A 24,523-nucleotide genomic window follows, 5' to 3' on the forward strand; every position below is an offset into this window, starting at 1 on the left:
GGGCCGGGGGCCGGATGGCGGGGGGTGCTGATTCCGGGGGCGGAGGTCCGGGTAAGCGCTGGAAATGGCTGATCAGGAGTTGACCTGGCGGGGCGCCGCCGCGCGGTGGGACCGGAGGCTGTTCGACGGGGTGGCCCGCCGGCACTGGCCCGCGGGCGACCGGGTACTGCCGAGACTCGGGCGGGCCGCGAACCACGGGGTGCTGTGGGGCGGGGCCGCCGTGGCGATCGCGGTCCTCGGCTCGGCCGGCGCCCGCAAGGCCGCGCTGCGCGGGGCCGCCTCGCTGGCGCTGGCCTCGGCGACCGTCAACACCGTCGGCAAGTGGTCCGTACGCCGGCCCCGGCCGCTGCTGGAAGGGGTGCCCGAGGTGCGGCGGCTGGTGACGCAGCCGCAGACCACCTCGTTCCCGTCCGGGCACTCGGCGTCCGCGTTCGCGTTCACCACCGGGCTGGCACTGGAGGCGCCGGGCTGGGGCGCCGTGGTGGCCCCGCTGGCCGTCTCGGTGGCGTTCTCCCGCGTGTACACGGGGGTCCACTACCCGTCCGACGTGGCCGCGGGGGCGGCGCTGGGCGTGGCCGCAGGCTTCGTCGTACGCCGCCTCGCACGCGTGGTGGAGGAGGCCAGGGTCGTGCCGGGCGGCGAGCGGACGGCCGCCGAGGCGCCCGCGCTGCCGGACGGGGCCGGGCTCACCGTGGTGGTCAACACCGGGTCGGGCACGGCCGACGACGTCGGGCTCGACGTACTGCGCGCCCGACTGCCCAAGGCCGAGGTGGTCGGGTGCGAGGGCCCGGAGCTGCCCGCGGAGCTGGCGGCGGCGGCCGCCCGGTCCACTGTGCTCGGGGTGTGCGGCGGTGACGGCACGGTCAATGCGGCCGCCACCGCCGCGCTGCGGGCCGGGGTGCCGCTGGCGGTGTTCCCCGGCGGCACGCTCAACCACTTCGCGCTGGACCTCGGCCTCGCCGGAGCCGAGGACACCTGCCGCGCGCTCGCCGCCGGCCGCGCGGTCCGCGTCAGCGTGGGCCGCTTCACCCCCGGCCCCCGGCCCGAAACCGGCACCGCGCACGGCCCGGAGCGCGGCCCCGCGCACGGTGCCGGGGCGGCCACCGGGCATGGCGCCGAGGGGGGCCTCGGGCCAGGCACCGGGGGCGGTGGCGGGCATGGCGCCGAGGGGGGCCCCGGGCCAGGCACCGGGGGCGGTGGCGGCCACGCCGGAGAGGGTGGCACCGGGCACGGTGGCTCCGGGTACTTTCTGAACACCTTCAGCATCGGCGCCTACCCGGAGCTGTTGCGGCACCGGCTGCGCTGGGCGCCGCGGATCGGGGGTGGCCTCGCGGGGATCCTGGCCGCCTCGAAGGTGCTGCGCGCGGAGCACCCCGTACGACTCCGGCTCGCCGGGCGGCCCCGGAGCGTCTGGCTGCTCTTCGCCGGCAACGGCACCTACCACGGCACCGGCGCCACGCCCCGCCGCCGTGACAGCCTCGGCGAGGGGCTGCTCGACGTCCGCCTCGTCCACGGCGGCGGCCGCCCCGGCCCGCGCCTGCTCGCCGCCGCCCTCACGGGCCCGCTGAGCCGTTCCCCCGTCCACACGGCCACCCGCCTGCGCAGCCTCCGCATCGGCGACATCCCGCCGGGCACCCCGCTCGCGTACGACGGCGAGTACACCCGTGCCCCGGCCGCCCTCGTCCTCGACACCCTGCCCGACGCCCTGACGGTCTACCGCCCCGGGTGAGGAGCCCCAGCCCGCGTCCCGGTCCTGGCCGGCCCGGCCCTACGCAGCCGTATCGCCATGCCGGAGGACTTCCAGACCCCGGACGACGGCGGTTTCGTGGTCGAGTGGCGCGACCACGAGCTGTCCCGACGGTCCCTCGGCCGTGCGGAGACCGCCCGCCGCCCGGAGGGCGTGCTCGCGCGCTGCCCCCGACGAACCGCGAGAGCGTCGCCGGGGAGCTCGCGCAGGCGCGCGGCGGCCTGGGGCCGACCCTGTTCGACATCCTCACGGAGATCTTCGAGGAGCAGGCCTCGGGCGCCCTCCGCCTCCGCTGACCTGCCGGAACGTCTCGCACGGGGCGGTCCGGGGACGTCCCCCGGCGACCATACGGGTTTCCCCCGGGGGATGGACGTACGGCAAGATGGGGTGTATCTGCCCACCCATCGATCTGCCGGACGGTTTCTCTTGGCTGAGTTCATCTACACCATGCGCAAGACGCGCAAGGCGCACGGCGACAAGGTGATTCTTGATGACGTCTCCTTGAACTTCCTGCCCGGCGCGAAGATCGGTGTGGTCGGCCCGAACGGTGCCGGTAAGTCCACCGTTCTGAAGATCATGGCGGGCTTGGAGCAGCCGTCCAACGGTGACGCGTTCCTGTCGCCCGGCTTCACCGTCGGCATCCTCATGCAGGAGCCCAAGCTCGACGAGTCGAAGACGGTCCTGGAGAACGTCCAGGACGGCGCGGCCGACACGATGAAGAAGCTGAAGCGCTTCAACGAGGTCGCCGAGCTGATGGCGACCGACTACTCGGACGCCCTCCTCGACGAGATGGGCAAGCTCCAGGAAGACCTGGACCACTCCAACGCCTGGGACCTGGACGCCCAGCTGGAGCAGGCCATGGACGCCCTGGGCTGCCCGCCCGGGGACTGGCCGGTCACCACCCTCTCCGGTGGCGAGAAGCGCCGCGTGGCGCTCTGCAAGCTGCTGATCGAGGCCCCGGACCTGCTCCTCCTCGACGAGCCCACCAACCACCTCGACGCCGAGTCGGTGAACTGGCTGGAGCAGCACCTCTCGAAGTACTCGGGTGCCGTCGTCGCCGTCACCCACGACCGCTACTTCCTGAACAACGTCGCCGAGTGGATCCTCGAACTCGACCGCGGCCGCGCGCACCCCTACGAGGGCAACTACTCCACGTACCTGGAGAAGAAGGCCGCCCGCCTCAAGGTCGAGGGCCGCAAGGACGAGAAGCGCCAGAAGCGCCTCAAGGAAGAGCTGGAGTGGGTCCGCTCCAACGCCAAGGGCCGCCAGACCAAGTCCAAGGCCCGTCTCGCCCGCTACGAGGAGATGGCGGCCGAGGCGGACAAGATGCGGAAGCTGGACTTCGAGGAGATCCAGATCCCGCCGGGCCCGCGTCTGGGCTCGATCGTGGTCGAGGTCAACAACCTCTCCAAGGCGTTCGGCGACAAGGTCCTCATCGACGACCTGTCCTTCACGCTGCCGCGCAACGGCATCGTCGGCATCATCGGCCCGAACGGCGCCGGCAAGACCACGCTCTTCAAGATGATCCAGGGCCTGGAGGCGCCGGACTCCGGCTCCGTCAAGATCGGCGAAACCGTCAAGGTCAGCTACGTCGACCAGTCCCGCGCCAACATCGACCCCAAGAAGACCCTCTGGGCGGTCGTGTCGGACGAGCTGGACTACATCAACGTCGGCCAGGTCGAGATGCCGTCCCGCGCGTACGTCAGCGCCTTCGGCTTCAAGGGCCCGGACCAGCAGAAGCCGGCCGGCGTCCTGTCCGGCGGTGAGCGCAACCGCCTCAACCTGGCGCTGACGCTCAAGGAGGGCGGCAACCTGCTGCTCCTCGACGAGCCCACCAACGACCTCGACGTCGAGACCCTGTCCTCGCTCGAGAACGCCCTGCTGGAGTTCCCCGGCGCGGCCGTGGTCATCTCCCACGACCGCTGGTTCCTCGACCGGGTCGCCACGCACATCCTGGCGTACGAGGGCGAGTCCAAGTGGTACTGGTTCGAGGGCAACTTCGAGTCGTACGAGAAGAACAAGATCGAGCGTCTCGGCCCGGACGCGGCCCGTCCGCACCGTGCCACCTACAAGAAGCTCACGCGAGGCTGAGGCCGGAACCATGGCCAGACACCACTACCGGTGCCCCCTGCGCTGGGCGGACATGGATGCCTTCGGGCACGTCAACAACGTCGTCTTCCTCCGCTATCTGGAGGAGGCGCGGATCGACTTCATGTTCCGCCTCGCGCCCGGGGAGGGCAGCGATTCCTTCACGGGCGGATCCGTCGTGGCCCGCCACGAGATCGACTACAAGCTGCCCCTCGTGCACCGTCACGAGCCGGTCCTCATCGAATCCTGGGTGACCCGGATAGGCGCCGCTTCCCTGACCATCCGCTACGAGGTCAAGGACGAGGCGACCGAGGACAGGCCGGAGACGGTCTACGTGCGCGCGGAGACCGTGGTCGTGCCGTTCAACCTCGCCGAGGGGCGGCCCCGCCGCATCTCGGCCGAGGAGAGGCGCTTCCTGGAGGAGTACCTCGACGAGCCGGCCGGCAAGCCCAAGGGCGCCGAAAGGCGCCTGGCGGCATGACCGGGCAGCTGCGCTTCGCCGATTCCGGGGAGGCGGCGGACCTCGCCGCCTTCCTGGGCCGGCTGCTCCACTACGACCGGGCCGCCGCGGTCCGCCTCCAGGCCGGCGGCGGCGCGCTCGCCGTCTTCGGGCGGCCGGCGTCCTTCGAGGTGCTGGCCGTCCGCACGGTGCGCCTCGCCGTGCCCGTCTCCCAGCCGCTGGACGTGACCGTGTCCGCCGGCGAGCTGCTGGAATCCGTGGACGAGGCCGCCGCCGGCGCCGTCGTCCCCGGCCCGGTCACCGGCCCGCCCTGGACCGGGGTGCTCCCGCCCCGCGGCGGCTGGCACCAGCTGCCCGGGCTGCCCGGTCCCGCGGAGATACGGGCCGCCGTGGGCGCCGCCGTCGCCGAGTTCCGGGCCCGCGACGAGGCCCTGCCCCCGCAGCACCGGACCCGGTCCGAGCGGGACCGCATCGGCCGTGAGATCTGGTCCCGGACGCTGGGCGACACCGAGCTCCCGCTGCGCGCCGTGCATGCCGCGCAGTCCCTCGGCTTCCTGCGGCCGGTCCGGTCGGCCGTGGCGAGTGGTGCCTCCGCGCCCGCCGCCCCCGAGCCGGTGGCCCTGCTCGCCTCCGGCGGCTGGCTCCGGCTGCGCACCCCGTACGGCTCGATCGCCATGCGCCGCCCGGGCGGTGCCGGCGGCCTCGGCGCCTTCCAGGTCAGGCCGCTCTAGCCCCCGGCCTGCGGCCCTGAGGGCCGCGCCCCCGGGCCGGGCTCGTCTGTCCCGCGCTCCGTTCGGGGTTCCGGGTACGGAAGCCCCGTACGGGCTCCCGGACCCGCTAGCCCGCGGTGTTGACCATCGATGCGGCGGCGTACGTCAGGTACCGCCACAGCTGCGCCTCGTGCTCCGGCGCCAGGCCCAGCTCGTCCACCGCCACGCGCATGTGCGCCAGCCACGCGTCGTGCGCCGCCGCGTCCACCTGGAAGGGGGCGTGCCGCATCCGCAGGCGCGGGTGCCCGCGGTTCTCGCTGTACGTGTTCGGGCCGCCCCAGTACTGCATCAGGAACAGGGCGAACCGCTCCTCGGCGGGGCCGAGGTCCCCTTCCGGGTACATCGGGCGCAGCAGCGGGTCCTCCGCGACCCCCTGGTAGAAGCGCCGCACCAGACGGCGGAACGTCTCCTCGCCGCCCACCTGCTCGTAGAACGTCTGCTCCTGAAGCGTGCCCCGCGGAATCTCATTCACCCGACCATCGTCTCAGACGCCCGGAAGGAGGACGGAGGTCTTAGGACCACCGGCTCGCGGGACCCCCGTTCGCCTCCAGGGCCCGGTCGCAGGACAGTGGAGCCATGGGTGCACACTCCGGACGCCCCGCGGGCACGGCCCCGGGCACCGCCGACCCCGCACGCGCCGCGCACACCGGGCCGCGGGACCTGCGGGACGCCGCCCACGCCGCGCAGGTGAGGGAGCTGACCGCCGCCGGGGTACTGGAGGACCCGGCCTGGCGGGCGGCCTTCGCGGCGGTGCCCCGGCACGTCTTCGTCCCGTACTTCTTCACCGGCCGCGGGGCCGGCCACGAACGGCTGTGGGGCGAGGACCCGGACCCGGCCCACCGGGCCCGCTGGCTGCGCGGGGTCTACACGGACGCCCCGCTCGCCACCCGGCTGCGCGACGGCGAGCTGGTCTCCTCCAGCAGCCAGCCGTCCCTGATGGCGAAGATGCTGGACGCGCTGGACGTCCGCGACGGGGACAACGTGCTGGAGATCGGCACAGGCACCGGCTACAACGCGGCGCTGCTCTGCCACCGGCTCGGCGACGACCGGGTCACCACGGTGGACCTGGACGAGGAGATCACCGAGTCCGCGCGGGCGCACCTGGACCGGCTCGGCTACCACCCCGTCGTGGTCACCGGGGACGGGGCGCGCGGCTGCCCCTCCCGGGCCCCGTTCGACCGGATCCTGGTGACGTGCACGCTGCCGCTGGTCCCGCACGCCTGGCTCGGCCAGTGCCGGCCCGGTGCGCGGATCCTGGCCCCGCTGTCGACCGGGCTGATCGCGCTCAGGGTCCGGGACGCCGACTTCGCGGAGGGCCGCTTCCTGCACACCTCGGCGTACTTCGTCCCGCTGCGCGGGGCCACGGCCTCGCCGACGGCGCCGGGGGTGCCGTACGGGCTCCCGTTCGAGCTGGTGGAGAACGAGCGCTTCCAGTTCATGCTCGTGCTGACCGCGGGCGCACTGCACCCCCGCGAGGCCCTGGACCTGTGGCGCGGCGAGGGCCGGCCGGGGCGGGAGAGGTTCGGGGTGACGGTCAGCGCCGAGGGGCAGTGGTCGTGGCTCGACGACCCCCAGGGCCCGTACGTCTGGCCCCTGGGGGAGTAGCGGACCGAACCGGGAACTAACCCCGGCGGATGGTGATCGTGGTCCAGGCGCCCACGTGGACACGGTCGCCGTCGGTGAGGGGGACCGGGACGTAGGGCTGGATCGGCTCCTCGCCGCCGTTGATGGTGGTGCCGTTGGTGGAGTTCTGGTCCACCACCGCCCAGCTCAGGTCGGGCTGCTGGACGAGCACCGCGTGCTGGTGGGAGACGCCCGGGTCCTCCGGCGGCACCGACAGGTCGATGTCCGGGGCCTCGCCCGTCGAGGCGCGCCGGCGGCCGATGGTGATCTGGCCGCCGGAGAGCGGAAGATGCTGCTCCGGGGAGTACGCGGGCAGGTTGAGCCCGGCCGCCTCGGGGCCGCTGCGCTGCATCATCGCCATGAAGTACGAGCGGTCGGGGCCGATCGTCGCGCTCCAGGCACCGCTGCTCTGAGGCGGGAACGGCGGCCGCGGGGCTTGCTGCTGCTGAGGCTGGTGAGCCTGCTGGTACTCGTGCTGCGGCTGGAATTCCGGCTGCGAATACTCCTGCGGCGGCGGGGGCTGCTGCTGGTACTGCTGCTGCGCCGACTGGTGCGGCTGGGGCTGAGGCTGGGCCTGGGCCTGCGGCTGCTGCTCCTGCGACGGAGGCGGAAGCAGCCAGTCGTCCTCGCGCTGGAGCGGCTCGGCCGGCCGGTTGACCCGGGACGGCCGGGAGCCCTGGTACTCGAAGTGGTCCTGGGCGAAGGGCGCCGGCGCCGGCACGGGGACCGGCGGCGCCGGCGGCGGAGGCGGCGGCACAGCGGCCGCGGCGCCGTTCCCGCCGACGGCTCCCGCATCCGTGCCCAGCGGCGCGTACGAGGTCGCCGAGCGCGTCAGGAAGTTGTAGCGGCACTCCTCGCAGAACGGGGCCATGGCCTCGCGCGGGGTCCGGCACTGCGGGCAGAGCTCCGCCTGGGCGGTCGGCTCACCGGTGGTGGGAGGGTAGCCGTAGCCGTAAGAGGGCGCCGCGGGCGCGCCCGCGGCGGCAGCCATGCGGTGGCCGCAGACCTCGCACCAGTCGTCGGAGGCGGACTGGTGCCCGTTCGGGCAGGTCGGCATGGCGGCTCTTCCCCCTTCAGCCTGCGTCATCGCGTCAGGTCTTCTCAGGATTTCTTCACTCGGACGGTCTGGATCGAACGCGTTTCAAGAGTCATCTCGTCGGCGTCCGCGACCCTCGCTTTCAGCCGCACAGTACCCGCCGCCGCGTCGACGACATCCACCACCTTCGCCAGCAGTTTGGCCGTGTCCGTGTTTCCCGAGGCACTGGCCAGCTGCACGGCACGGCCCAGCTTGGCCGTGGCGCCGTCGACATCGCCCAGTTTGCGCGCTTCCAGCCCCTGTTGGATAGCCTGCGCGAGCTCCGCCTGACCCGTGTAGTGCGCGACCTGCGGATTGATGGCGGTGGAGGCGGCCAGATCGTCCGTCCACACCGCCCGGACGAGCCCCTGCGCGAGCGTGGCCGGCGGTTCGCCCGGCGCGCCGGGGAGCAGGAGCGTGGCCCGGGCGGCCAGCATCTCCTGTCCGACGGACGCCGTGGGCACCCGCACGCACACGTGGTACTCGCGGGACTCGTCGCCCCAGGACCCGGTCGGGTAGTCGCCGGCGCGCGGACCCGCCTCGGTGCGGCGGCCGCTGAGGTCCTGGACGGTGGGTGCCACCTGCTTGACGTACTGGATCTCGACGCCGACCGGGGTCCACAGGCGCAGCGCGACGTCCGCGACCTCCTTGCCCATGACGTTCTCCATCATGAGCGTGAAGTCCTCGGTGAGGTGCGCCGGGTCGGCCACGATGTCGGCCGTGCCGAGCAGGGCGCTCGCGATGCCGGTGACCTCCTTGACCTCCCAGTCGGTCCCCACCCCGCGGGCGTCGCAGGTGAAGCGGCCCGCGCAGGCGTCGAGGGTGGCGCGGAGCACGGCCGGGTCCTCGTGCTCGTTGCGGCCGTCGGTGAGCAGGATGCCGTGCCGGATGGCGGCGGAGGACTGGCGCAGCAGGCCGTCGGCGAGGCGCAGCCAGGTGCCGATGGCGGTGCCGCCGCCGGAACTCAGCGCCCGCAGGGACTCCTTGGCCTGGGCGCGGGTGGCCGCGTCGGCGACCGCGAGGCGGCCCTGGCCCGGGTAGACCTCCTTGGCCACGTGCGTGCCGGCGATGACGGCGAAGGCGGTGCCGTCGCGCAGGGTGTCGATCGCGGCGGCGGTGGCCTCGCGGGCGCCGCGCATCTTGTCCGGCGGGTACTCCATGGACCCGGAGCAGTCGACCATGATCACGACGGCGGCGGAGCCGCGGGCGGCCGCCGCGCGGGTGGCGGTGGCGCCGCCCGTGGAGGTGACCGTGACGATGGCGTGGACCTCCCGCCCGCCCTCGGGGAGGAACTCGTTCTGGTACACGTCCACGCTGAAGCGAGGCGCGCTCGGCTTGGCGAAGTTCGCCATCGGCTGGACTCCTGGGAGAAGGACTGGTGCGGGACGGGTGGATCAGGCCTGAGGGCGTGCTTCCGATTCCGTTTCCGATTCCGCTTGCTGCCGTTCCGGTCTCGGCGCAGCTGCCGCAGCTGCCGCCGTCGACTCCGTCGCGTGCGCGCCGGACGGCGCGGCGAACGGTACGAGCGCCACCGTGACGTTGTCGTGGCCGCCCCCGTCCAGGGCATGACCCACCAGCACCTGCGCGCTGTGCAGGGGGCGGGCGGCGGCGTCCGGGGGCAGCACCTGGGCCATGTCCTGGGCGGACTCCGCGTAGTTCCACAGGCCGTCGGTGCAGACGACCACCACGCCCGCGTGGTCCGGCTTGAAGGTGGCGGTGTGCGGCTCCAGGTCGTACGCGTCGGCCCCGAGCCAGCCGGTGATGGCGTGGGCGCGGACATCCGCGTAGGCCTCGGCCTCGCCCATCAGCCCGGCCGCGACCATCTGGGCCGCCCAGGAGTCGTCCTCGGTGAGGCGGCGCGGCATCGCGTCGCGGTCGTCCGGAACCCAGTACGCGCGGCTGTCGCCGACCCAGCCGATGGTCAGCAGGCCGCCGCTGACGACGGCGCCGACCAGGGTGCAGGCGGGGGCGTTCTGCGCGCCGGGGACCTCCGGGGCCAGGGCGTTCACGGCGGCGGCCGCGGCCAGGATGGCGCCGTGCATGGCCTCCTGGGGGTGGGCCCCGCGCGGGAGCGCGTCGAGCAGCGCCTCGTTGGCGGCGCCGGCCGCGGCGGCCGATGCCTCGTCGGGGCGGCTGGCGGAGGAGACGCCGTCACAGACGATGGCCACGGTCGCGGCCGAGCCGTCGGGCAGGGCGGTGGCCGAGACCGCGAACGAGTCCTCGTTGCGGTGGTGGCGCAGCCCCCGGTCGCTGACGGCGGCGACGCTGCCGAGCTCCTCTTCGACGTGGTCCCGCTCCCGGGGCTGGGCGTGCCCGCAGTGCTCGCAGTACCCGTCGGTGTCGACCCGCCCGGCCCGGCAGGCCACACAGGTCTTGCCGCCGTCACCGGCGGCCGGGGCGGGGGCGCCGCCCTGAGGGGCGCCGGCGGCGTACGGGTCCTCGTGCCCCGGTCCCGCGGTGCCGTACGGGGCTTCGGCCGCGCCCCAGGGGGTCCCGTCGTGCGGGGTGGGGGTGCTGCCGGGCCGGTCGTGGCGGATCTCGCCGCCGCCCGCCGGATCGGGTGCGCCGTACGCGGGGCCCTGCGGCGGTACGGGCTGGGCGACTGGCGGTGGCGGCGGCGGTACGACGGGTTCCGCGACCGGCCGTGCGGCGGCGGGGGGCGGGACCGGCCCGGGCCGTACGGCCGGCTCCGCGGCGGGCTCGGCGGCCGGCCCCGCCGGTGCGGACCAGCCGGCGCCGTCCCCGACCAGCGTGGGCGCCACCCCGGCCGCGACACTGCCCCACCCGGGCGCGGGCTCCGCGAGGGCGTACCCGCCGGTCGGGGCCGTCGGGAGCGGGAGGGTCGGATTGTCCCGGGACACGGGAGCGGGCGCGGCGGACACGGGCGAGCCGCAGACGCCGCAGAAACGGTCACCCTCCTCAAGGGGCTCCGCGCAGCTGGGGCAGCCAGACGGCCGATGCATCGACATCACTCACACCCACGTCCGGGGACGGAAACGGTTTGCCCGCTCCACCAGTTCGATCCTGTCCTCGCCCCGCTGCGCCAGCCGCGCGAGCGCGCGGTACGAGCGCTCCAGGCCGAAGCGCAGGCCCCGCTCGTCCAGTTGACTGCCGAGCAGCGAGGTCCGGCCGGGGTCGGAACCCCGGCTACCCGACAGTACCCAGTCCAGGGCCGAGCCCAGAACCTCTGTCGACAGCCGTTCGTGGCGCACCGGGTCGAGGTCGAACCGCTCCAGGGCCTCCACCTGCGCGGCGGCTGCCGCCAGATCCGGCAGAAGGGCCTCTTCGGGAGACCGCTCGCGCAGGCGTGCCCGTACCGCCGCCACCCGTGCGGCGGTGTAGTGGATCGATGCCTCGGGCACGGACTCCAGCGTGTGCACCGCCCCGGACCGGTCGCCCGAGGCGAGTTGGACGCGGGCCAGTCCGAACGCCGCGCTGACGAACCCGGGGTCGGTGATCCAGACCAGCCGGTAGTACTCGGCGGCGTTGTCCAACTGCCCCAGGATCTCGGCGCACAGGCCCAGCGCCAGCTTCGGTGCCGGCTCGCCCGGGAAGGCGTCGTACATCGCGTCGAAGGACAGTGCCGCTATCTCGTCGTCGCCGGTGGCCAGCGAGGCGATCCCGCGGGCCCACACCACCCGCCAGTCGTCCGGATGCCGGGCTTCCAGGCCGGTCAGGGCGGCTCCGGCCGCGGCGAGTTCGCCGAGCTCCAGGCGGGCCCGCAGCTCGCGCAGGCGCAGCTCCGCCGAGTCGGCGGGCGCCGAGCGCAGGGTGCCCAGCAGGTCGCCCGGCGCGGTGGCCAGGAGCCCGGCCAGGAAGCCGGCGTTGGGGTCGCCCGCGTCCACCAGCGGCACCGGCAGGGCCAGCGCCATGCCCCGGGCGTCCAACGCGGCCAGTTCGGTGGGGTGTACGACGGGTGCCGGTGCCGGTGCCGGTGCGGACACCGGCCCGGCCGCCGGGGCCTGACGGGCCGCCGGCACGGCGGGCCCGCGGGCGGCCGCGGCGGCCCCGGCCGGGCCGCCGGCCCTGTGCGTCGCGGTGGTGGCGAGCGGCGCGGGCAGGGCCGCCGCCCCCGGCATCCCCGTAGGGGCCGCGGCCTGCGCCGCGGGCGCAGCCGCCGGAGCGTGCCGGATCGCAGACAGCCCGGGCCTGCGCCCGAGCCTGAGTCCCGCCGCGGGACCGGGCAGTGTCCGCGCCCCCAGCCGGGACACCTCGGCCCCGGCCGCGTCCGCGAACAGCCGGGTGTCCGGAACCCGAAGCTCCGGCCCGAAGAGCGTGGACAGCTGCGGCCGCGGGCGGCCGGTCTGCAGCGCGACGACCTCCCGCAGCACGCCCGTCAGCTGGTCCGCCATCTCCTGCGCGGACGAGAACCGCCGGTCCGGATCCGGGTCGGTCGCCCGGACCAGCAGCCGGTAGAACGACTCGTACCGCCCGAACACCTCGATGTGCTCCGGATCCGGCAGCGAGTCCACGAACACGTTGGTGTAGCCCTGGAAGTCGAAGGTCAGGACGGCCAGCGTCCGCGCCACGGTGTACAGGTCGGAGGCGACCGAGGGGCCGAGCTCCGCCACCTCCGGCGCCTGGTAGCCCACGGTGCCGTAGATGGCCGACTCCTCGTCGTCCATCCGGCGCACCGCGCCCATGTCGATCAGCTTCAGCTGGTCCTGCTGCTGGATCGCGTTGTCGACCTTGAAGTCGCAGTACAGGAGGTTCCTGCTGTGCAGGTGCCCGAGTGCTTCCAGCGCCTCGATCCCGTAGGCGCAGGCCTGTTCCACCGGCAGCGGATCGCGGCGGCCGTCGGGCCTGCGCCGCTCGTTCGCGATTTCCTTCAGCGACTTGCCGCCCACGTACTCCATGACGATGTACCCGTCCAGCGAACCCGTCCGCTGGTCCAGGTGCTCCACGAAGTTGTAGATCCGCACGATGTTGGAGTGCTCGATCTCGGCGAGGAAGCGCCGCTCCGAGATCGCCGCGGCCATCGCGTCCTGGTCCCCGGTGTCCAGCAGGCCCTTGAGCACCACCCACCGGTCCGAGACGGCCCGGTCCACCGCCAGGTACACCCAGCCGAGGCCGCCGTGCGCCAGGCAGCCCGCCACCTCGTACTGGCCGTGCACGACCTCCCCGGCGCGCAGCTTGGGCACGAAGGAGTACGGGTGCCCGCACTTCGTGCAGAAGCCCTCGGTCCGGCCCGGCCGGTCCCCGCGGGACCGGCCCACCGGAGCCCCGCAGTCCGAGCGCGAGCAGAACCGCTTGCGCTCCGGCACCTCCGGGTTCTCCAGCACCGCCGCCGCAGGATCCGGACGCGGCACCTCCGGCACGTTGACCAGCCCGGCGCCCAGCCGGCTGCGCCCCGAGGCCCCGGACGCCGAACCCGAACTGCGCACCGACACCGAGCGGGTGGACCCGACCCCCGGAAGGGAGCGCGAGAGCCGGCCCGACACCGAGCGCCGCGAGGACGACGAACGGGAGGACCGCGAGGAGCGCGCCGAGGAGGACCCCGAGCGGCCCGAGCCCTGCGAGTCGTCGCCGTGCCGTGCCGCGCTCGTCATCCCAGTCGGCGGCGAGACCAGCTCCTCCGCGCCCGCGGCGACGGCGCCGATCGGCGCCAGACCGCAGGTGTCGCAGTACAGCTCGCCGCCGCCCATGTCCTCGTACGACCCCGGGCAGCCGGGGCGAACGCACGCGGTTCCGACCAGGCTCATGCGTCCTCCTCCCCCGGCCCCTCGGGCCGGTACTGCGGTTGCGGCGGTGCCAGGGCCTCGGCCGTCGCGTGCTGATAGCGCAGCACGGCCTGCTCGGCGGCCCGCAGATCGCACGGCGCGCTCCACAGCATCCGCCGGGCCGCGTCGTACCGTTCGATCAGCAGTGGATCCTCCGCCATGCCGTGCCGGGCCACCTTCGCCTTGTACGCGTCCAGCCGGCCGCGCAGCTCCGCCCGTACCGCCAAGGGCGCCGTCACCGCCGTCAACGATTCACGGGCCCGGCGAAGTTCCTCCTCCGCCCGCTCCTCCAGCGATTCCAGCAGCGGCGAGAGGCGGTGCCACCGGGCCTGGCGCCGGTACTCGGCTGCCGCCGCCAGCTGCTCCTGGAGCGCCGTCGGCGGTCCGCTCACCACCGGCACCTCCGACGCCGCGATCTTCGCCAGCACCTCGCCGCGTGCGGTCCGCGCCTCCGCCAGGGTCCGGTCGGCCCGCGAGAGCACGTCCCGCAGGCCGATCAGCCGCTGCTCGGCATCCTGCCGCACGGCCAGGACCGCCTCGATCTCCCGGCGTACGTCCTCCAGCGCGACCGCGGCCCGGTCGTACCTGTCGGTGTCGGGACGGCCGCCGCCCGGCGCGGAACTGCCGGCCGCCGGATTCCAGAACGCCAGCGGATCCTCGATCACCTGCTCCCGCAGCCCGGCCAGCTCGGCGGTGATGGCTTCCAGGTCGTCGCCCGAGGGATGTTCACCCGGTCGGACTCCCACCGAATGGGCCAGCGAGCGGGTCCGGTGCAGTTCGGCCGCGAGCAGGTCGATGCGGGCGGGCAGCGCCGACCACACCGAGTCGGCGGCCACCACCACGTCCAGCGAGCTCGCGTACAGCTCGTTCATCCGGGCCACCAGCTCGGCGAGCGAGAGCCGTTCCGCCAGGGCCGCGCCCTCGGCCGCGGCCCCGGCGATCAGCACCCCGGGCCCGCGCAGCCGCTCGGTCAGCTCGATCAGCTCTTCGCGGCCGGGCCAGCGGCGCCGCTCGCGGATCTCCCGGGCCGCGTCCAGCGCCCCGCTGTAGGCGTCGAAGTACGTCCACAGCCGGGTGATGGCCGCATCGGCCGCCGCCCACCGCTCCTTGGTGACGCCGGTCAGCCCGGCGCCCTCCAGCAGCCGGCGGCCGGCGTGGTCCTGCAGGGCGAGCAGCGAGGTCTCGACGGCCTCGTGCTCCGCGCCGAGCCGGGCCAGGGCACGGTCGACGTCGTCCCGGTCCATCACTGCCGACTGCGCCTCCACCGACCCCGCCTCCGCTTTCCTGACATCGGGCTCCGACTCTGCCACCGGTCTCAGCCGTCCCGGTACTTCGGCGCGGGCGGTCCGGCCACACCGGGCAGCACGGGCTTGAGGTGCGTCACGTAGGCGTGCATCCAGGGGCTGTTGTCACCGCCGGCGCGGTAGTCCTCCAGCACCTTGTTGACCCGGCGCACCAGGTCGGAGGCGTCCTTGTTCATCGCCACCCCGTAGAACTCCTTGGTGAACGGGGAGCCGACGAGTCGTACCGACGGGTCCTGCGCGGCCTGGCCGGCTGCGAGCGCGTTGTCCGTGATGATGCCGTCCACCTCGCCCAGCTGGAGCCGGACCAGGCAGTCCAGCTGGTTGGGCACGCTGACCGGCACCGAGCCGTACGGCTGGGCCTTGAGCGCCGCCTCGGCCGTGGAGCCGGCCGCGGTGCAGATCCGGCGGCCCTTCAGCGAGGCGTCGTACCCGGTGATCGGCGAGCCCTTGGGGGCGAGGACCTGCTGCCCGGCCTCGAAGTACGCCGTCGAGAACGCGACGTCCTCCAGCCGCTTGCAGTTGATCGTCATGGTCCGCACGACGACGTCGACGCGGCCGTCCTGGAGTGCGGGTATGCGCTGGCTGGTGGGGATGGCCCGGTAGATGACCGCGTTCTCGTCGCCCAGGATGTCCTTCGCGATGGCCTTGACCAGGGCGATGTCGAACCCGTCGAGGCGGCCGTCGACCGGGTTGCGGTAGCCCCACTTGAAGCTGTTCTGGTCCACGCCCGCGACGAGTTTGCCCGCCTTGCGGATCCGGTCGATGGCCGGGCCGTCCCCGCCGGACGGGCGCAGGCTGGCCTCCGGGTCCTGGCAGGTGTCGGTGAGCGCCCAGGGAGCCGGGGCGGCCGCCATCGAGGCGGGTTCGCGGACCACGGCCGGATGGGCCGTCTCCGGGGCCGCATGGGCCAGCGGCAGCAGCACGGCCGCGGCCGTCACCGCGCAGGCGGCGGCCATCGCGCTCACCCCGCCCCAGCCGCGCAGCCGCGCCGCCAGGCGGCGCACCCCGGACGGACCGGTGGTGCCGGAGGTGCCGGGCACCCCGGAGGCGCCGGCCCTGCCGTCGTGGCCCTCGGCGTGGCGCTCGTCGTGGGACTTCACGCGTATCCGCATCGCTGTCACCTGTACTCCGAAAGCCGGCGCCCGATGCCGAGCAGCGCCGCCGCGGCGCCGACGACCGCCAGGGCCGCCGAACCCGTCACCAAACCGCCCAGCGCGCCGAGCCCGTCCCGGGCCGCCCGGGTGAACTCCTTCTGCTCATGGGCCACTGCCAGCTCCAGGGACGCGTCCACCGTGTCGAACGAGGCCCCGCTGCTTTCCTTGTGGTCGCTGTCCCCGATGACCTGGGGCAGAGCGGCCTGGTAGTCGCCGCGCAAGTCGGTCTCCCGGGCCGCCGCGTGCCGCTGCTTCCACTGCTTGACGCCGTCCGCGGCGCGGCCGACCGGCTCCCGCCCGCTGCTGTCGTCGGCGAGCTTCAGCGCCGTCGCCAGCCCCGTGTCCAACTGCTTCATCTCGGCCCGGAAGTCCACGTCGTACTTGTCGGACTTGTTGTCCGAGGCCAGTACGGCACCCCGCGCGATCAGCGTCAGGTTCTCGCTCGCGCGCGCCTGGAGCGAGGCGATCCGCGCGTCGTTGAGCACCTTCAGCGACTCCTGCCCGTCCGATCTGGCCTCGGCCAGCTCCGACCGCGCGACCGTGTGGCCCACGGCCAGCCACAGCAGCACCACCAGCGAGGCCGCCGTCGCCGCCACGAGACCGTGGTTGAAGACCCGGTTCGTCCGCAGGTAGTTGCGCCGCTGCGCCCACGCCAGCGCGGCGAGTGCGAGCAGGCCCGTGCCGAGCGAGGCCAGCGGCAGCGAGCGGGCGTCGTCATAGTCCGTGTACAGCCGGCCCGTCTCCGCCTCGTACAGCCGCTGCGCGGCGGGCAGCAGCTGGGTGCTCATCTTCTCGTTGGCGTACCGCAGATAGGCACCGCCGAGCGGCAGACCCTGCTTGTTCGTGGCCCGCGCCTGCTCGATCAGCCCCGTGTAGCGCGGCAGCTGCTCGCTGAGCAGGGCGATCTGCTTGCGGGAGTCCTCGTCCGCCCCTGTGTTGGCAGCCGCGCTCACCAGCAGTTTCGAGGCATTGGAGATGTCCTTCTCGTACCGCTGGCGTACCTCGCGCGGCTCGTCGCCGCCGGCCAGGAACCCGCTGGAGGAGGCCGTGTCGGCGTCCGCGAGCGAGCGGTAGAGGCTCGCCGCGTCCGCGCTCAGCGGCTGGCTGCGGCCCACCACGTCGTCCGCGGCGCCGACCCGGTCGGAGATCTCCCACACGGCCGCCGCGCCGAAGAGCAGCACCAGGGCCGCCAGGACCGCGCCGATGATCCGCAGCCGACCGGGCTCGGTCGTCGCGGCCGCGCGCAGCCGCTCCACGCCCTCGGCCCAGGCCGTACCCGGCCGGGGAGGCCCCTCCGGCGGACCCGCGGACGGCACGGCGACGCCGCTCCCGGGCGCGTGCGCGCGTGATGTGATGGCCACCGTGACCTCCCCCTCGGTCCTCTGCTCCGCAGCAGTATGGCCGTAGTGACGGCCGGCCACAGCACCCGGTGCCGGATCCCGGGCGATCCACCCCCCTGTGCGCGCCGGCCCCACCCCTTCACCGTGAATACGTCTGCACGGCCGCCACGGTTCCAGACCCGGGGTCCCGCCGCGCAGGTTCACCCGAAATGGGCACGGAGTTTTCCATGGGCCTCGGGCCGGGCCCCGAGCGCATCCAGCCCCAGGAGGCCCGCGCCGAGCACCGGCGGGGCCGAGACCACCGAGACCCGGGCATGCGGCGCCCGCAGCGCCAGCCCCGCCGTGATCCGTCCGTTCAGCTGCGGATGACCGGCCGTGAGCACCCCGCCGCCGAGCAGCACCGGAGCCTCCTCGTCCAGCAGGCCGAGCCGGGACAGCGCCACCGACGCCAGCACCACCACCTCGTCCGCCTGCCGTTCCACGATCGCCGAGGCCACCGGATCGCCCGCCGCGGCCACCGCGAACAGCACCGGCACCAGCTCGTGGGTCCGCCGCTGCGCCAGGGCCCCCAGGTGCAGCGCCTCGATCAGCTCGGCCATCGAGCCGAGCCCGAAGTGCCCCGGCAGGGCCACCGCCAGCTCCGTCGGCCCGCCGCGGCCGTCCTCGGCACGGGCCGCCCACCACAGGGCCTCCGCGGCCAGGCCGCTCCCGCCGCCCCAGTCCCCGGAGATCTGCCCGAGCGCCGGGAAGCGGGCCGTGCGGCCGTCGGGCAGCATCCCCACGCAGTTGATGCCGGCCCCGCACACCACCGCGACCCCGCGCGGCCGCTCGGACCCGGACAGTCCGGCCCGCAGGATCGCGAAGGTGTCGTTGTACACCTCGATGCCAGCGCCCCAGCCGCGGGCGCCGATCTCGTCCGCGAGCTGCCGCTCCTCCACCGGCAGGTCGGCATTGGCCAGACACGCCGAGACCCGGTCGGCGTACGGGGCCCCGGGCCCCGGCAGGGGCAGCGCGGCCGCCTCGGCGGCCTCCCGGGCCGCCTGCCCCAGCACGTCCACCGCCGCCCCGACACCGGTCCGCGGCGGCTGGAAGCCGCCGGAGCGCCCGGTGCCGAGGACCGTGCCGTCCGCGGCGATCAGCGCCGCGTCCGTCTTGCTGTTGCCCGCGTCGATGGCGAGGACGGCGGGCGGGGCGGGACGGGTCACGCCCATGCCAGGTGCTCCTTGTTGTGCGCGAGGAGCCGGTCGGTCAGCCCTTCGGCCAGGTCGAACTGGCCGACCAGCGGGTGCGCCAGCAGCGCTTTGAAGACCCGCTCGCGGCCGCCCCGTACCGCCGCGTCCAGCGCCAGGTCCTCGTACGCCGTGACCTGCGCCACCAGTCCGGCGTACAGCGGGTCCAGCCGCGCCGCCACCAGCGGTACCGGGCCCGACCGGTCCACCCGGGCCTGCACCTCGATCACCGCGTCGTCCGGGAGGAAGGGCAGGGTGCCGTGGTTGAGCGTGTTGACCACCTGCACGGACGGGCCCGGGCCGCCGTCGCCCAGCAGCGCCGCCGCCAGGTCCACGGCCGCCTCCGAGTAGAAGGCCCCGCCCCGCTTGGCCAGCAGCTCCGGCTTCTCGTCCAGCGCCGGATCGGCGTACAGGGCGAGCAGCTCCCGCTCCATCGCGGCGACCTCGGCGGCCCGCGAGGGCTTCCCGCCCAGCTCGCGCACCACCGCGTCGTGCGCGTAGAAGTACCGCAGGTAGTACGACGGCACGACGCCGAGGCGGTCCAGCACCGCGCGCGGCAGCCGCAGGTCCTCGGCGACGGCCGCGCCGTGTTCGGCGAGCAGCCGGGGCAGCAGGTCCTCGCCGTCCGGGCCGCCCTTGCGCACCCCCAGCTCCCAGCTGAGGTGGTTGAGCCCCACGTGGTCCAGGTGGACGTCGGCCGGGGCCAGGTCCAGCAGCGCCGCGAACTTCCGCTGGAAGCCGATGGCGACGTTGCACAGCCCGACCGCCTTGTGGCCGGCCCGGAGCAGGGCGCGGGTGACGATCCCGACGGGGTTGGTGAAGTCGATGATCCAGGCGTCCGGGTTGGCCCGCCGGACCCGTTCGGCGATGTCCAGCACCACCGGCACCGTCCGCAGGGCCTTGGCGAGCCCGCCCGCGCCCGTGGTCTCCTGCCCGACGCAGCCGCATTCCAGCGGCCAGGTCTCGTCCTGGAGCCGGGCCGCCTGCCCGCCGATGCGCAGCTGGACGAGCACCGCATCGGCGCCCTCGACGCCCGCGTCGAGATCGGCGGTGGTGGTGACCTGCGCCGGGTGCCCCTGCTTGGCGAAGATCCGCCGGGCCAGCGCGCCGATCGGCTCCAGCCGCTCGGTGGCGGGGTCGACCAGCACCAGCTCGGCGACCGGCAGGGTGTCGCGCAGCCGCGCGAATCCGTCGATCAGCTCGGGGGTGTAGGTGGAACCGCCGCCCACCACTGCGAGTTTCATGGTCACTAGCCTTTCACTCCCGTCAGGGTGACGCCCTCGACGAACGCCTTCTGGGCGAAGAAGAAGAGGACGATCACCGGTGCCATGACCAGCACGGTCGCGGCCATGGTGAGGTTCCAGTTGGTGTGGTGCGCTCCCTTGAAGGACTCCAGTCCGTAACTGAGAGTCCAGGCGGCCGGGTTGTCCGAGGCGTAGATCTGCGGGCCGAAGTAGTCGTTCCACGCGCTGAAGAACTGGAACAGTGCCACGGCCGCGATGCCGGGCCTGGACATCGGCACGACGACACGCAGCAGGGTGCGCAGTTCGCCGCAGCCGTCGACCCTGGCCGCGTCCAGGTACTCGTCGGGGATGGTCAGCAGGAACTGGCGGAGCAGGAAGACGGAGAACGCGTCGCCGAACGCCATCGGGATGATCAGCGGCCACAGCGTGCCGGACAGGTCCAGCTGCTTGGCCCAGAACAGGTACATCGGGATGACCACCACCTGCGGCGGCAGCATCATCATGGCGATCACCAGCAGCAGCGACAGCCGCCGCCCGCGGAAGCGGAACTTGGCGAGTGCGTACGCGACGGGCACTGAGGAGACCACGGTCAGCAGGGTGCCCAGCCCTGCGTACAGCAGGGTGTTGCGCCACCAGGTCAGGAAGCCCGGGGTGTGCCACACCTTGACGTAGTTGCCCCATTCCCAGGTGTCGGGCACCAGGTCGCGGGTCAGGGTCTGCTGGTCGCTCATCAGGGAGGTCAGGAAGAGGAAGACGAACGGGAGGACGAAGAACAGGGCGGCCGCGACGCCCAGGGAGTGCACGGCGACCCAGTGCAGTACGGCCCTGCGGCGGGCGCCGCGACCGCTGCCGCCGCCCTGGCGGGGCGCCGCCGGGCTGGCCGGCCCGGCCTTCCTGGTCTGCCCGGTGTGCCTGGTCGTCGTGCCGGTCGGCTGGGCCATCTCAGTCACCTGCTCCGATCAGCCCGCCACGGCGGCGCATCAGGAGTGCGGTGAAGGCCATGGAGAGGGCGAAGAGGACCAGCGCGACGACGCACGCGGCGCCGTAGTCGAAGCGCTGGAAGCCGACGTTGTAGACGATCTGGGGGAGGGTCAGCGTGGACTTGCCGGGGTAGCCGGGCTCGAACTGCTGGCCCGAGCCGCCGATGACGCCCGCCGAGACCTTTCCCGCCACCAGGGGCTGCGTGTAGTACTGCATGGCCTGGATGACTCCGGTGACCACCGCGAACAGGATGATCGGCGAGATGTTCGGCAGCGTGATGTGCCGGAACCGCTGCCGGGCGCCGGCCCCGTCCAGCTCGGCGGCCTCGTACTGCTCCTTCGGTACGTCGAGCAGCGCGGCCATGAAGATGACCATGAGGTCCCCGACCCCCCACAGTGCGAGGACGGTGAGCGCGGGCTTGGACCAGTCGGCGTCGGTGAACCAGCCGGGGGCGGGCAGGCCGACCGCCTCCAGCAGGGTGTCGACCGGGCCGGTGCCGGGGTTGAGCAGGAAGACGAAGGCCAGGGTCGCGGCCACCGGCGGGGCCAGGTAGGGCAGGTAGAACAGGGTCCGGAAGATCCCCGCCCCCGTCTTGATCCTGGTGATGAGCAGGCCGATGCCGAGGCCGAAGACGACCCGGCAGCCGACGGTCACCACGACCAGCCACAGGGTGTTGCGCATGGCCGGCCAGAACAGCGGATAGTCCGTGAAGACGTACGTCCAGTTGTCCAGGCCGTTGAAGACGGGCGGGCGGAAGCCGTCGTACTTCGTGAAGGAGAAGTACACGGTGGACACGAGCGGGTACGCGAAGAAGACGGCGAACCCGATCAGCCAGGGCGACATGAAGGCCGCGGTCCGCAGGGCGGACCGCCGGCGCTTCGCACGCAGGGCGGGGGCGGGGGCGGGAGTGCTGGGCGTCGCGGCGGCCATCAGGGGCTACTTCGCCTTCGCGATGTCCGTGTCGATCTGCTGGTCGGCCCTGGCGAGGCCGGCCGCGATGTCGGGGACGTCGCCCTTCTCGACCCGGTACGCGAGGTCCTGGAAGGTCAGCTGGTAGGTGCCGCCGTCGGCCTGGGCCGGGGTGGTGTTCGACTTCGGGTGCCGGGCGATGTCGAGGAAGGTCTTGAACTCCGGGGTGACCTGGAGGTCCGGGGACTCCAGGGCCGCCAGGGTGGAGGGCACGTTGTGGATGGCGTTGGCGAACGCCACGACCGCCGCGGTGTCGGTGGTCATGTACTTCACCAGTTCCCAGGCGGCGTTCTGCTTCCTGCTGCCGGAGGCGATGCCCATGATCGTGCCGGAGAGGTAGCCCTTGCCGTAGTCGGCGATCCGGTCGTCCGGCACCGGCAGCGGCGCGGTGCCGATCTCGAACGCGACCCCGGCCTCCTTGGCCATCGAGGCCCGCCACTCGCCGTCGATCTGCATGGAGACCCGGCCCTTGTGGAAGGGGTGTTCGGCGCTCCACTCGTCGCCGAAGGTGCTGCGGAACTTCTCCAGCTTCTCGTAGCCGCCGAGCTTGGCCACCAGGTCCTTCTGCGCGGTCAGCATGCTCGCGAAGGCCGGGTCCCTGGCCAGGTTGGACTTGCCGTCGGCGTCGAAGTACTTCGGGCTCCACTGGGCGGCCAGCCGCATGGGGGTGGTCTCGTAGCCGTGGTAGGTCGGCATGACGCCGAGCTGGTCGTACGAGTCCCCGTTCGGCTTGGTCAGCTTCTGCGCGACCTCGGTGAACTCGCTCCAGGTCTTCGGCGGTTCGGTGATGCCGACGGCCTTGAACGCGTCCTTGTTGTAGACAAGGCCGTACGCGTCGTTCAGCAGCGGCAGCGTGCACTGGTTGCCGTTGAACTGGGTGTACTCCAGCAGGGTCTTGGGGAAGACCTTCGCCTTGTCGACCCCGGACTTCTGCAGGAAGGGGTTCAGGTCGGCGAAGGCACCGGAGTTGCAGAACTTGCCGACGCTGTCGGTGGTGAAGGAGGAGACCACGTCGGGGGCCTTGTCCCCGCCGGCGCGCAGCGCCTGGTTGATCTTGTCGTCGGTCATGTTGCCCGTGACCTTGACCTTGATGTTCGGGTGCGCCTTCTCGAACCGGGCGATGTTCTCCTCGATCGCCCTGGCCTCGCTCGGCGCCGACCAGCCGTGCCAGAAGTTGAGCGTGACCTCCTTGTCCGGATCGTCGGTGGCTGCGCTCCCGCTCTGGCCCGTGCACGCGCCGGCGAGGACGGATATCGCGGCGACGGCAGTGGCTGCGGCAGTCAGACGGCGGCTTCTGGGCATGGCGGTGCTCGCTCTCTGCGGGAGGAACTTCCGGGAGGGGTGCCGGGGGTGCGGCTGCGAGTTCGGTGGCGCGGGTGGTGCCGGGAGTGTCCGTGGTGCCGGAGGTGCGCGTGAGGGGCCAAGCGGGCGGGAGGCGGGAGGCAGTCGTACGGGAGGCGGGGCGGTCAGCGGCGCGAGGTGTCGAACACCTCGTCACGGGTGGCGGCGAGGGCGCTCTCCAGTGCGCCGCGCAGAACGGGCCGCTCGCGCACGGTGCCGGACACCAGGCGCGGCCGGGAGGGGGCGAGATCGGCGAGCTCGGTCTCGACGAGCTCGCGCAGCACGTCCCCGCCCGCGGCGGTCACCGCGCCGGAGAGGACCACGATCTCGGGGTCCAGTACGGCGACCAGCGAGGCGAGGCCGGTGGCCAGGGCGGTGGCGTACTGCCGGAGCAGCAGCAGGTTCGCCCCCTCGGGGTGCTCGGCGGCCTGCGCCAGCAGCGCGACCGCCGCGGCGACCAGCGCCCCCGCCCCGGCCTCCTGCCCGCCGGGCACCGGTCCCGCGGCAGCCCCGGGCGGCGTCGCGATGCCCAGCGCGGCCGCCATCTCGGGCACCACCTGCGCGCCGGCCAGCCCTTGGTAGCCGCCGGAGTTGACCCGGGTGACCTGCCGGACCAGGGGGTGGCCCGGCACGGGCAGGAACCCGACCTCGCCCGCGCCGCCGGTCCAGCCGCGGTGCAGCCGGCCGCCGAGGACCAGGGCGGCGCCGAGGCCCTCCTCGTTCCACAACAGGACGAAGTCCCCGGGGCCGCGGGCCGCGCCGAGCCGCTGCTCGGCGACCGCGGCCAGGTTCACGTCGTTCTCGTACTCGACCGGCATCGGCAGCGCCGCCGCCAGCTCCTCCAGGAGGGTGGGGGAGTGCCAGCCGGGGAGGTGCCCGGCGTAGCGCAGCACCCCGGTGCGCGGGTCGAAGGACCCCGGGGTGGCGATGACGGCCCGGTGGATGTCGGACCGCTGGAGCCCGGCGTCCTTGACGGCCTCGCCGAGGGCCCGCGTGACCCGGTCGACGGCGCCGGTGCCCTCGGCGTACGGGAGCTCGTGGCTGCCGATCACCTCGCCGGTGAGGTCGGCGACGGCCGCGACGATGCCGCTCGGGGTGACGTCCAGTCCGGCGACGTGGGCGGCGCGCGGGTTGACCGAGTACAGCTGGGCGTTGGGGCCGGGGCGGCCTGCGGCGGTGCCGGTGGCCACGACCAGCCCGGCGGCTTCCAGGCGGGCCAGCAGCTGGGAGGCGGTGGGCTTGGAGAGCCCGGTGAGCCGGCCGATCCGGGTGCGGGACAGGGGCCCGTGCTCCAGCAGCAGGTCCAGCGCCGCGCGGTCGTTCATGACGCGCAGCAGGCTGGGGGTTCCGGGGGTGGTGCCGGTCATGAGCGCTCTCTCCGTCATCGGCGCACGCCGCGGTGCCATCGGCGCACGCCGCGGTCAGGAACTGTTAGGTAAGTTTCCTATCGTGGTTTGAGCCGTGTCAATGCCGATGCC

At 73.7% G+C, this 24,523-nt stretch carries 20 protein-coding genes; 6 read left to right on the plus strand and 14 right to left on the minus strand.

Annotation, left to right across the window (positions count from 1 at the left end):
• Positions 1-64 precede the first annotated feature (64 nt).
• The 5 genes from ABTY04_RS11490 (at position 65) to ABTY04_RS11510 (ending at position 5,026) form a co-directional block, all read left to right on the plus strand.
• The gene (locus tag ABTY04_RS11490) at positions 65-1,729 is read left to right on the plus strand and encodes a bifunctional phosphatase PAP2/diacylglycerol kinase family protein (RefSeq protein ID WP_352213142.1); all 1,665 of its coding nucleotides are present in this window, start codon (positions 65-67) and stop codon (positions 1,727-1,729) included.
• Between the two features lie 104 nt (positions 1,730-1,833).
• Entirely contained in the window at positions 1,834-2,043 is a 210-nt protein-coding gene (locus ABTY04_RS11495) for a hypothetical protein (RefSeq protein ID WP_352213143.1), read from the plus strand.
• Positions 2,044-2,173: 130 nt separating this feature from the next.
• Positions 2,174-3,838 carry an energy-dependent translational throttle protein EttA gene (gene ettA, locus ABTY04_RS11500; RefSeq protein ID WP_352213144.1) on the plus strand — a complete coding sequence of 555 codons (1,665 nt, stop codon included), beginning with the start codon at positions 2,174-2,176 and terminating at the stop codon, positions 3,836-3,838.
• Positions 3,839-3,848: 10 nt separating this feature from the next.
• On the plus strand, positions 3,849-4,316 hold the full coding sequence (locus tag ABTY04_RS11505; RefSeq protein WP_352213145.1) for an acyl-CoA thioesterase: 468 nt from the start codon (positions 3,849-3,851) through the stop codon (positions 4,314-4,316).
• Positions 4,313-5,026: a DUF8010 domain-containing protein gene (locus ABTY04_RS11510; RefSeq protein ID WP_352213146.1), complete on the plus strand. Its 714-nt coding sequence runs from the start codon at positions 4,313-4,315 to the stop codon at positions 5,024-5,026. Before ABTY04_RS11505 ends, ABTY04_RS11510 begins: the two co-directional genes overlap by 4 nt.
• A 106-nt stretch (positions 5,027-5,132) precedes the next feature.
• On the opposite strand, the gene ABTY04_RS11515 is transcribed toward ABTY04_RS11510, so the two are convergent.
• On the minus strand, positions 5,133-5,537 hold the full coding sequence (locus ABTY04_RS11515) for a globin (protein ID WP_352213147.1): 405 nt from the start codon (positions 5,535-5,537) through the stop codon (positions 5,133-5,135).
• 104 nt (positions 5,538-5,641) lie between these two features.
• Here ABTY04_RS11515 and ABTY04_RS11520 point away from each other — a divergent pair, with 104 nt between their 5' ends.
• Positions 5,642-6,670 carry a methyltransferase domain-containing protein gene (locus tag ABTY04_RS11520; protein WP_352213148.1) on the plus strand — a complete coding sequence of 343 codons (1,029 nt, stop codon included), beginning with the start codon at positions 5,642-5,644 and terminating at the stop codon, positions 6,668-6,670.
• Between the two features lie 16 nt (positions 6,671-6,686).
• On the opposite strand, the gene ABTY04_RS11525 is transcribed toward ABTY04_RS11520, so the two are convergent.
• The 13 genes from ABTY04_RS11525 to ABTY04_RS11585 all read right to left on the minus strand — a co-directional run bounded on the left by ABTY04_RS11525 (position 6,687) and on the right by ABTY04_RS11585 (position 24,412).
• Entirely contained in the window at positions 6,687-7,745 is a 1,059-nt protein-coding gene (locus ABTY04_RS11525) for an FHA domain-containing protein (protein ID WP_352213149.1), read from the minus strand.
• Positions 7,746-7,789: 44 nt separating this feature from the next.
• Complete coding sequence (locus tag ABTY04_RS11530; protein WP_352213150.1) at positions 7,790-9,115, minus strand: vWA domain-containing protein; 1,326 nt, start codon at positions 9,113-9,115, stop codon at positions 7,790-7,792.
• Between the two features lie 42 nt (positions 9,116-9,157).
• Positions 9,158-10,732 carry a PP2C family protein-serine/threonine phosphatase gene (locus ABTY04_RS11535; RefSeq protein WP_352213151.1) on the minus strand — a complete coding sequence of 525 codons (1,575 nt, stop codon included), beginning with the start codon at positions 10,730-10,732 and terminating at the stop codon, positions 9,158-9,160.
• A 3-nt stretch (positions 10,733-10,735) separates the two neighbouring features.
• Positions 10,736-13,465, minus strand: a complete 2,730-nt coding sequence (locus ABTY04_RS11540) for a serine/threonine-protein kinase (RefSeq protein WP_352213152.1) — start codon at positions 13,463-13,465, stop codon at positions 10,736-10,738.
• Complete coding sequence (locus ABTY04_RS11545) at positions 13,462-14,727, minus strand: hypothetical protein (protein WP_352213236.1); 1,266 nt, start codon at positions 14,725-14,727, stop codon at positions 13,462-13,464. Before ABTY04_RS11545 ends, ABTY04_RS11540 begins: the two co-directional genes overlap by 4 nt.
• 71 nt (positions 14,728-14,798) lie before the next feature.
• Positions 14,799-15,791, minus strand: coding sequence for a glutamate ABC transporter substrate-binding protein (locus ABTY04_RS11550; protein WP_502996617.1), 993 nt, complete (start codon positions 15,789-15,791; stop codon positions 14,799-14,801).
• A gap of 113 nt (positions 15,792-15,904) precedes the next feature.
• The gene (locus ABTY04_RS11555; RefSeq protein WP_502996612.1) at positions 15,905-17,302 is read right to left on the minus strand and encodes a GlnX family signal transduction membrane protein; all 1,398 of its coding nucleotides are present in this window, start codon (positions 17,300-17,302) and stop codon (positions 15,905-15,907) included.
• Between the two features lie 179 nt (positions 17,303-17,481).
• On the minus strand, positions 17,482-18,492 hold the full coding sequence (locus ABTY04_RS11560; RefSeq protein ID WP_352213153.1) for an N-acetylglucosamine kinase: 1,011 nt from the start codon (positions 18,490-18,492) through the stop codon (positions 17,482-17,484).
• Positions 18,483-19,754, minus strand: a complete 1,272-nt coding sequence (locus tag ABTY04_RS11565) for a 6-phospho-beta-glucosidase (protein WP_352213154.1) — start codon at positions 19,752-19,754, stop codon at positions 18,483-18,485. Before ABTY04_RS11565 ends, ABTY04_RS11560 begins: the two co-directional genes overlap by 10 nt.
• 5 nt (positions 19,755-19,759) lie before the next feature.
• On the minus strand, positions 19,760-20,695 hold the full coding sequence (locus ABTY04_RS11570) for a carbohydrate ABC transporter permease (RefSeq protein ID WP_352213155.1): 936 nt from the start codon (positions 20,693-20,695) through the stop codon (positions 19,760-19,762).
• A 1-nt stretch (position 20,696) separates the two neighbouring features.
• Positions 20,697-21,665 (minus strand): carbohydrate ABC transporter permease, encoded by a 969-nt coding sequence (locus tag ABTY04_RS11575; RefSeq protein ID WP_352213156.1) that lies wholly within the window; start codon positions 21,663-21,665, stop codon positions 20,697-20,699.
• A gap of 6 nt (positions 21,666-21,671) precedes the next feature.
• Positions 21,672-23,006 carry an ABC transporter substrate-binding protein gene (locus tag ABTY04_RS11580; protein ID WP_352213157.1) on the minus strand — a complete coding sequence of 445 codons (1,335 nt, stop codon included), beginning with the start codon at positions 23,004-23,006 and terminating at the stop codon, positions 21,672-21,674.
• A gap of 164 nt (positions 23,007-23,170) precedes the next feature.
• On the minus strand, positions 23,171-24,412 hold the full coding sequence (locus ABTY04_RS11585) for an ROK family transcriptional regulator (RefSeq protein ID WP_352213158.1): 1,242 nt from the start codon (positions 24,410-24,412) through the stop codon (positions 23,171-23,173).
• Positions 24,413-24,523 lie beyond the last annotated feature (111 nt).

The organism is Streptomyces sp. NPDC097981 (genome assembly GCF_040302565.1).
Lineage (GTDB): Bacteria > Actinomycetota > Actinomycetes > Streptomycetales > Streptomycetaceae > Streptomyces.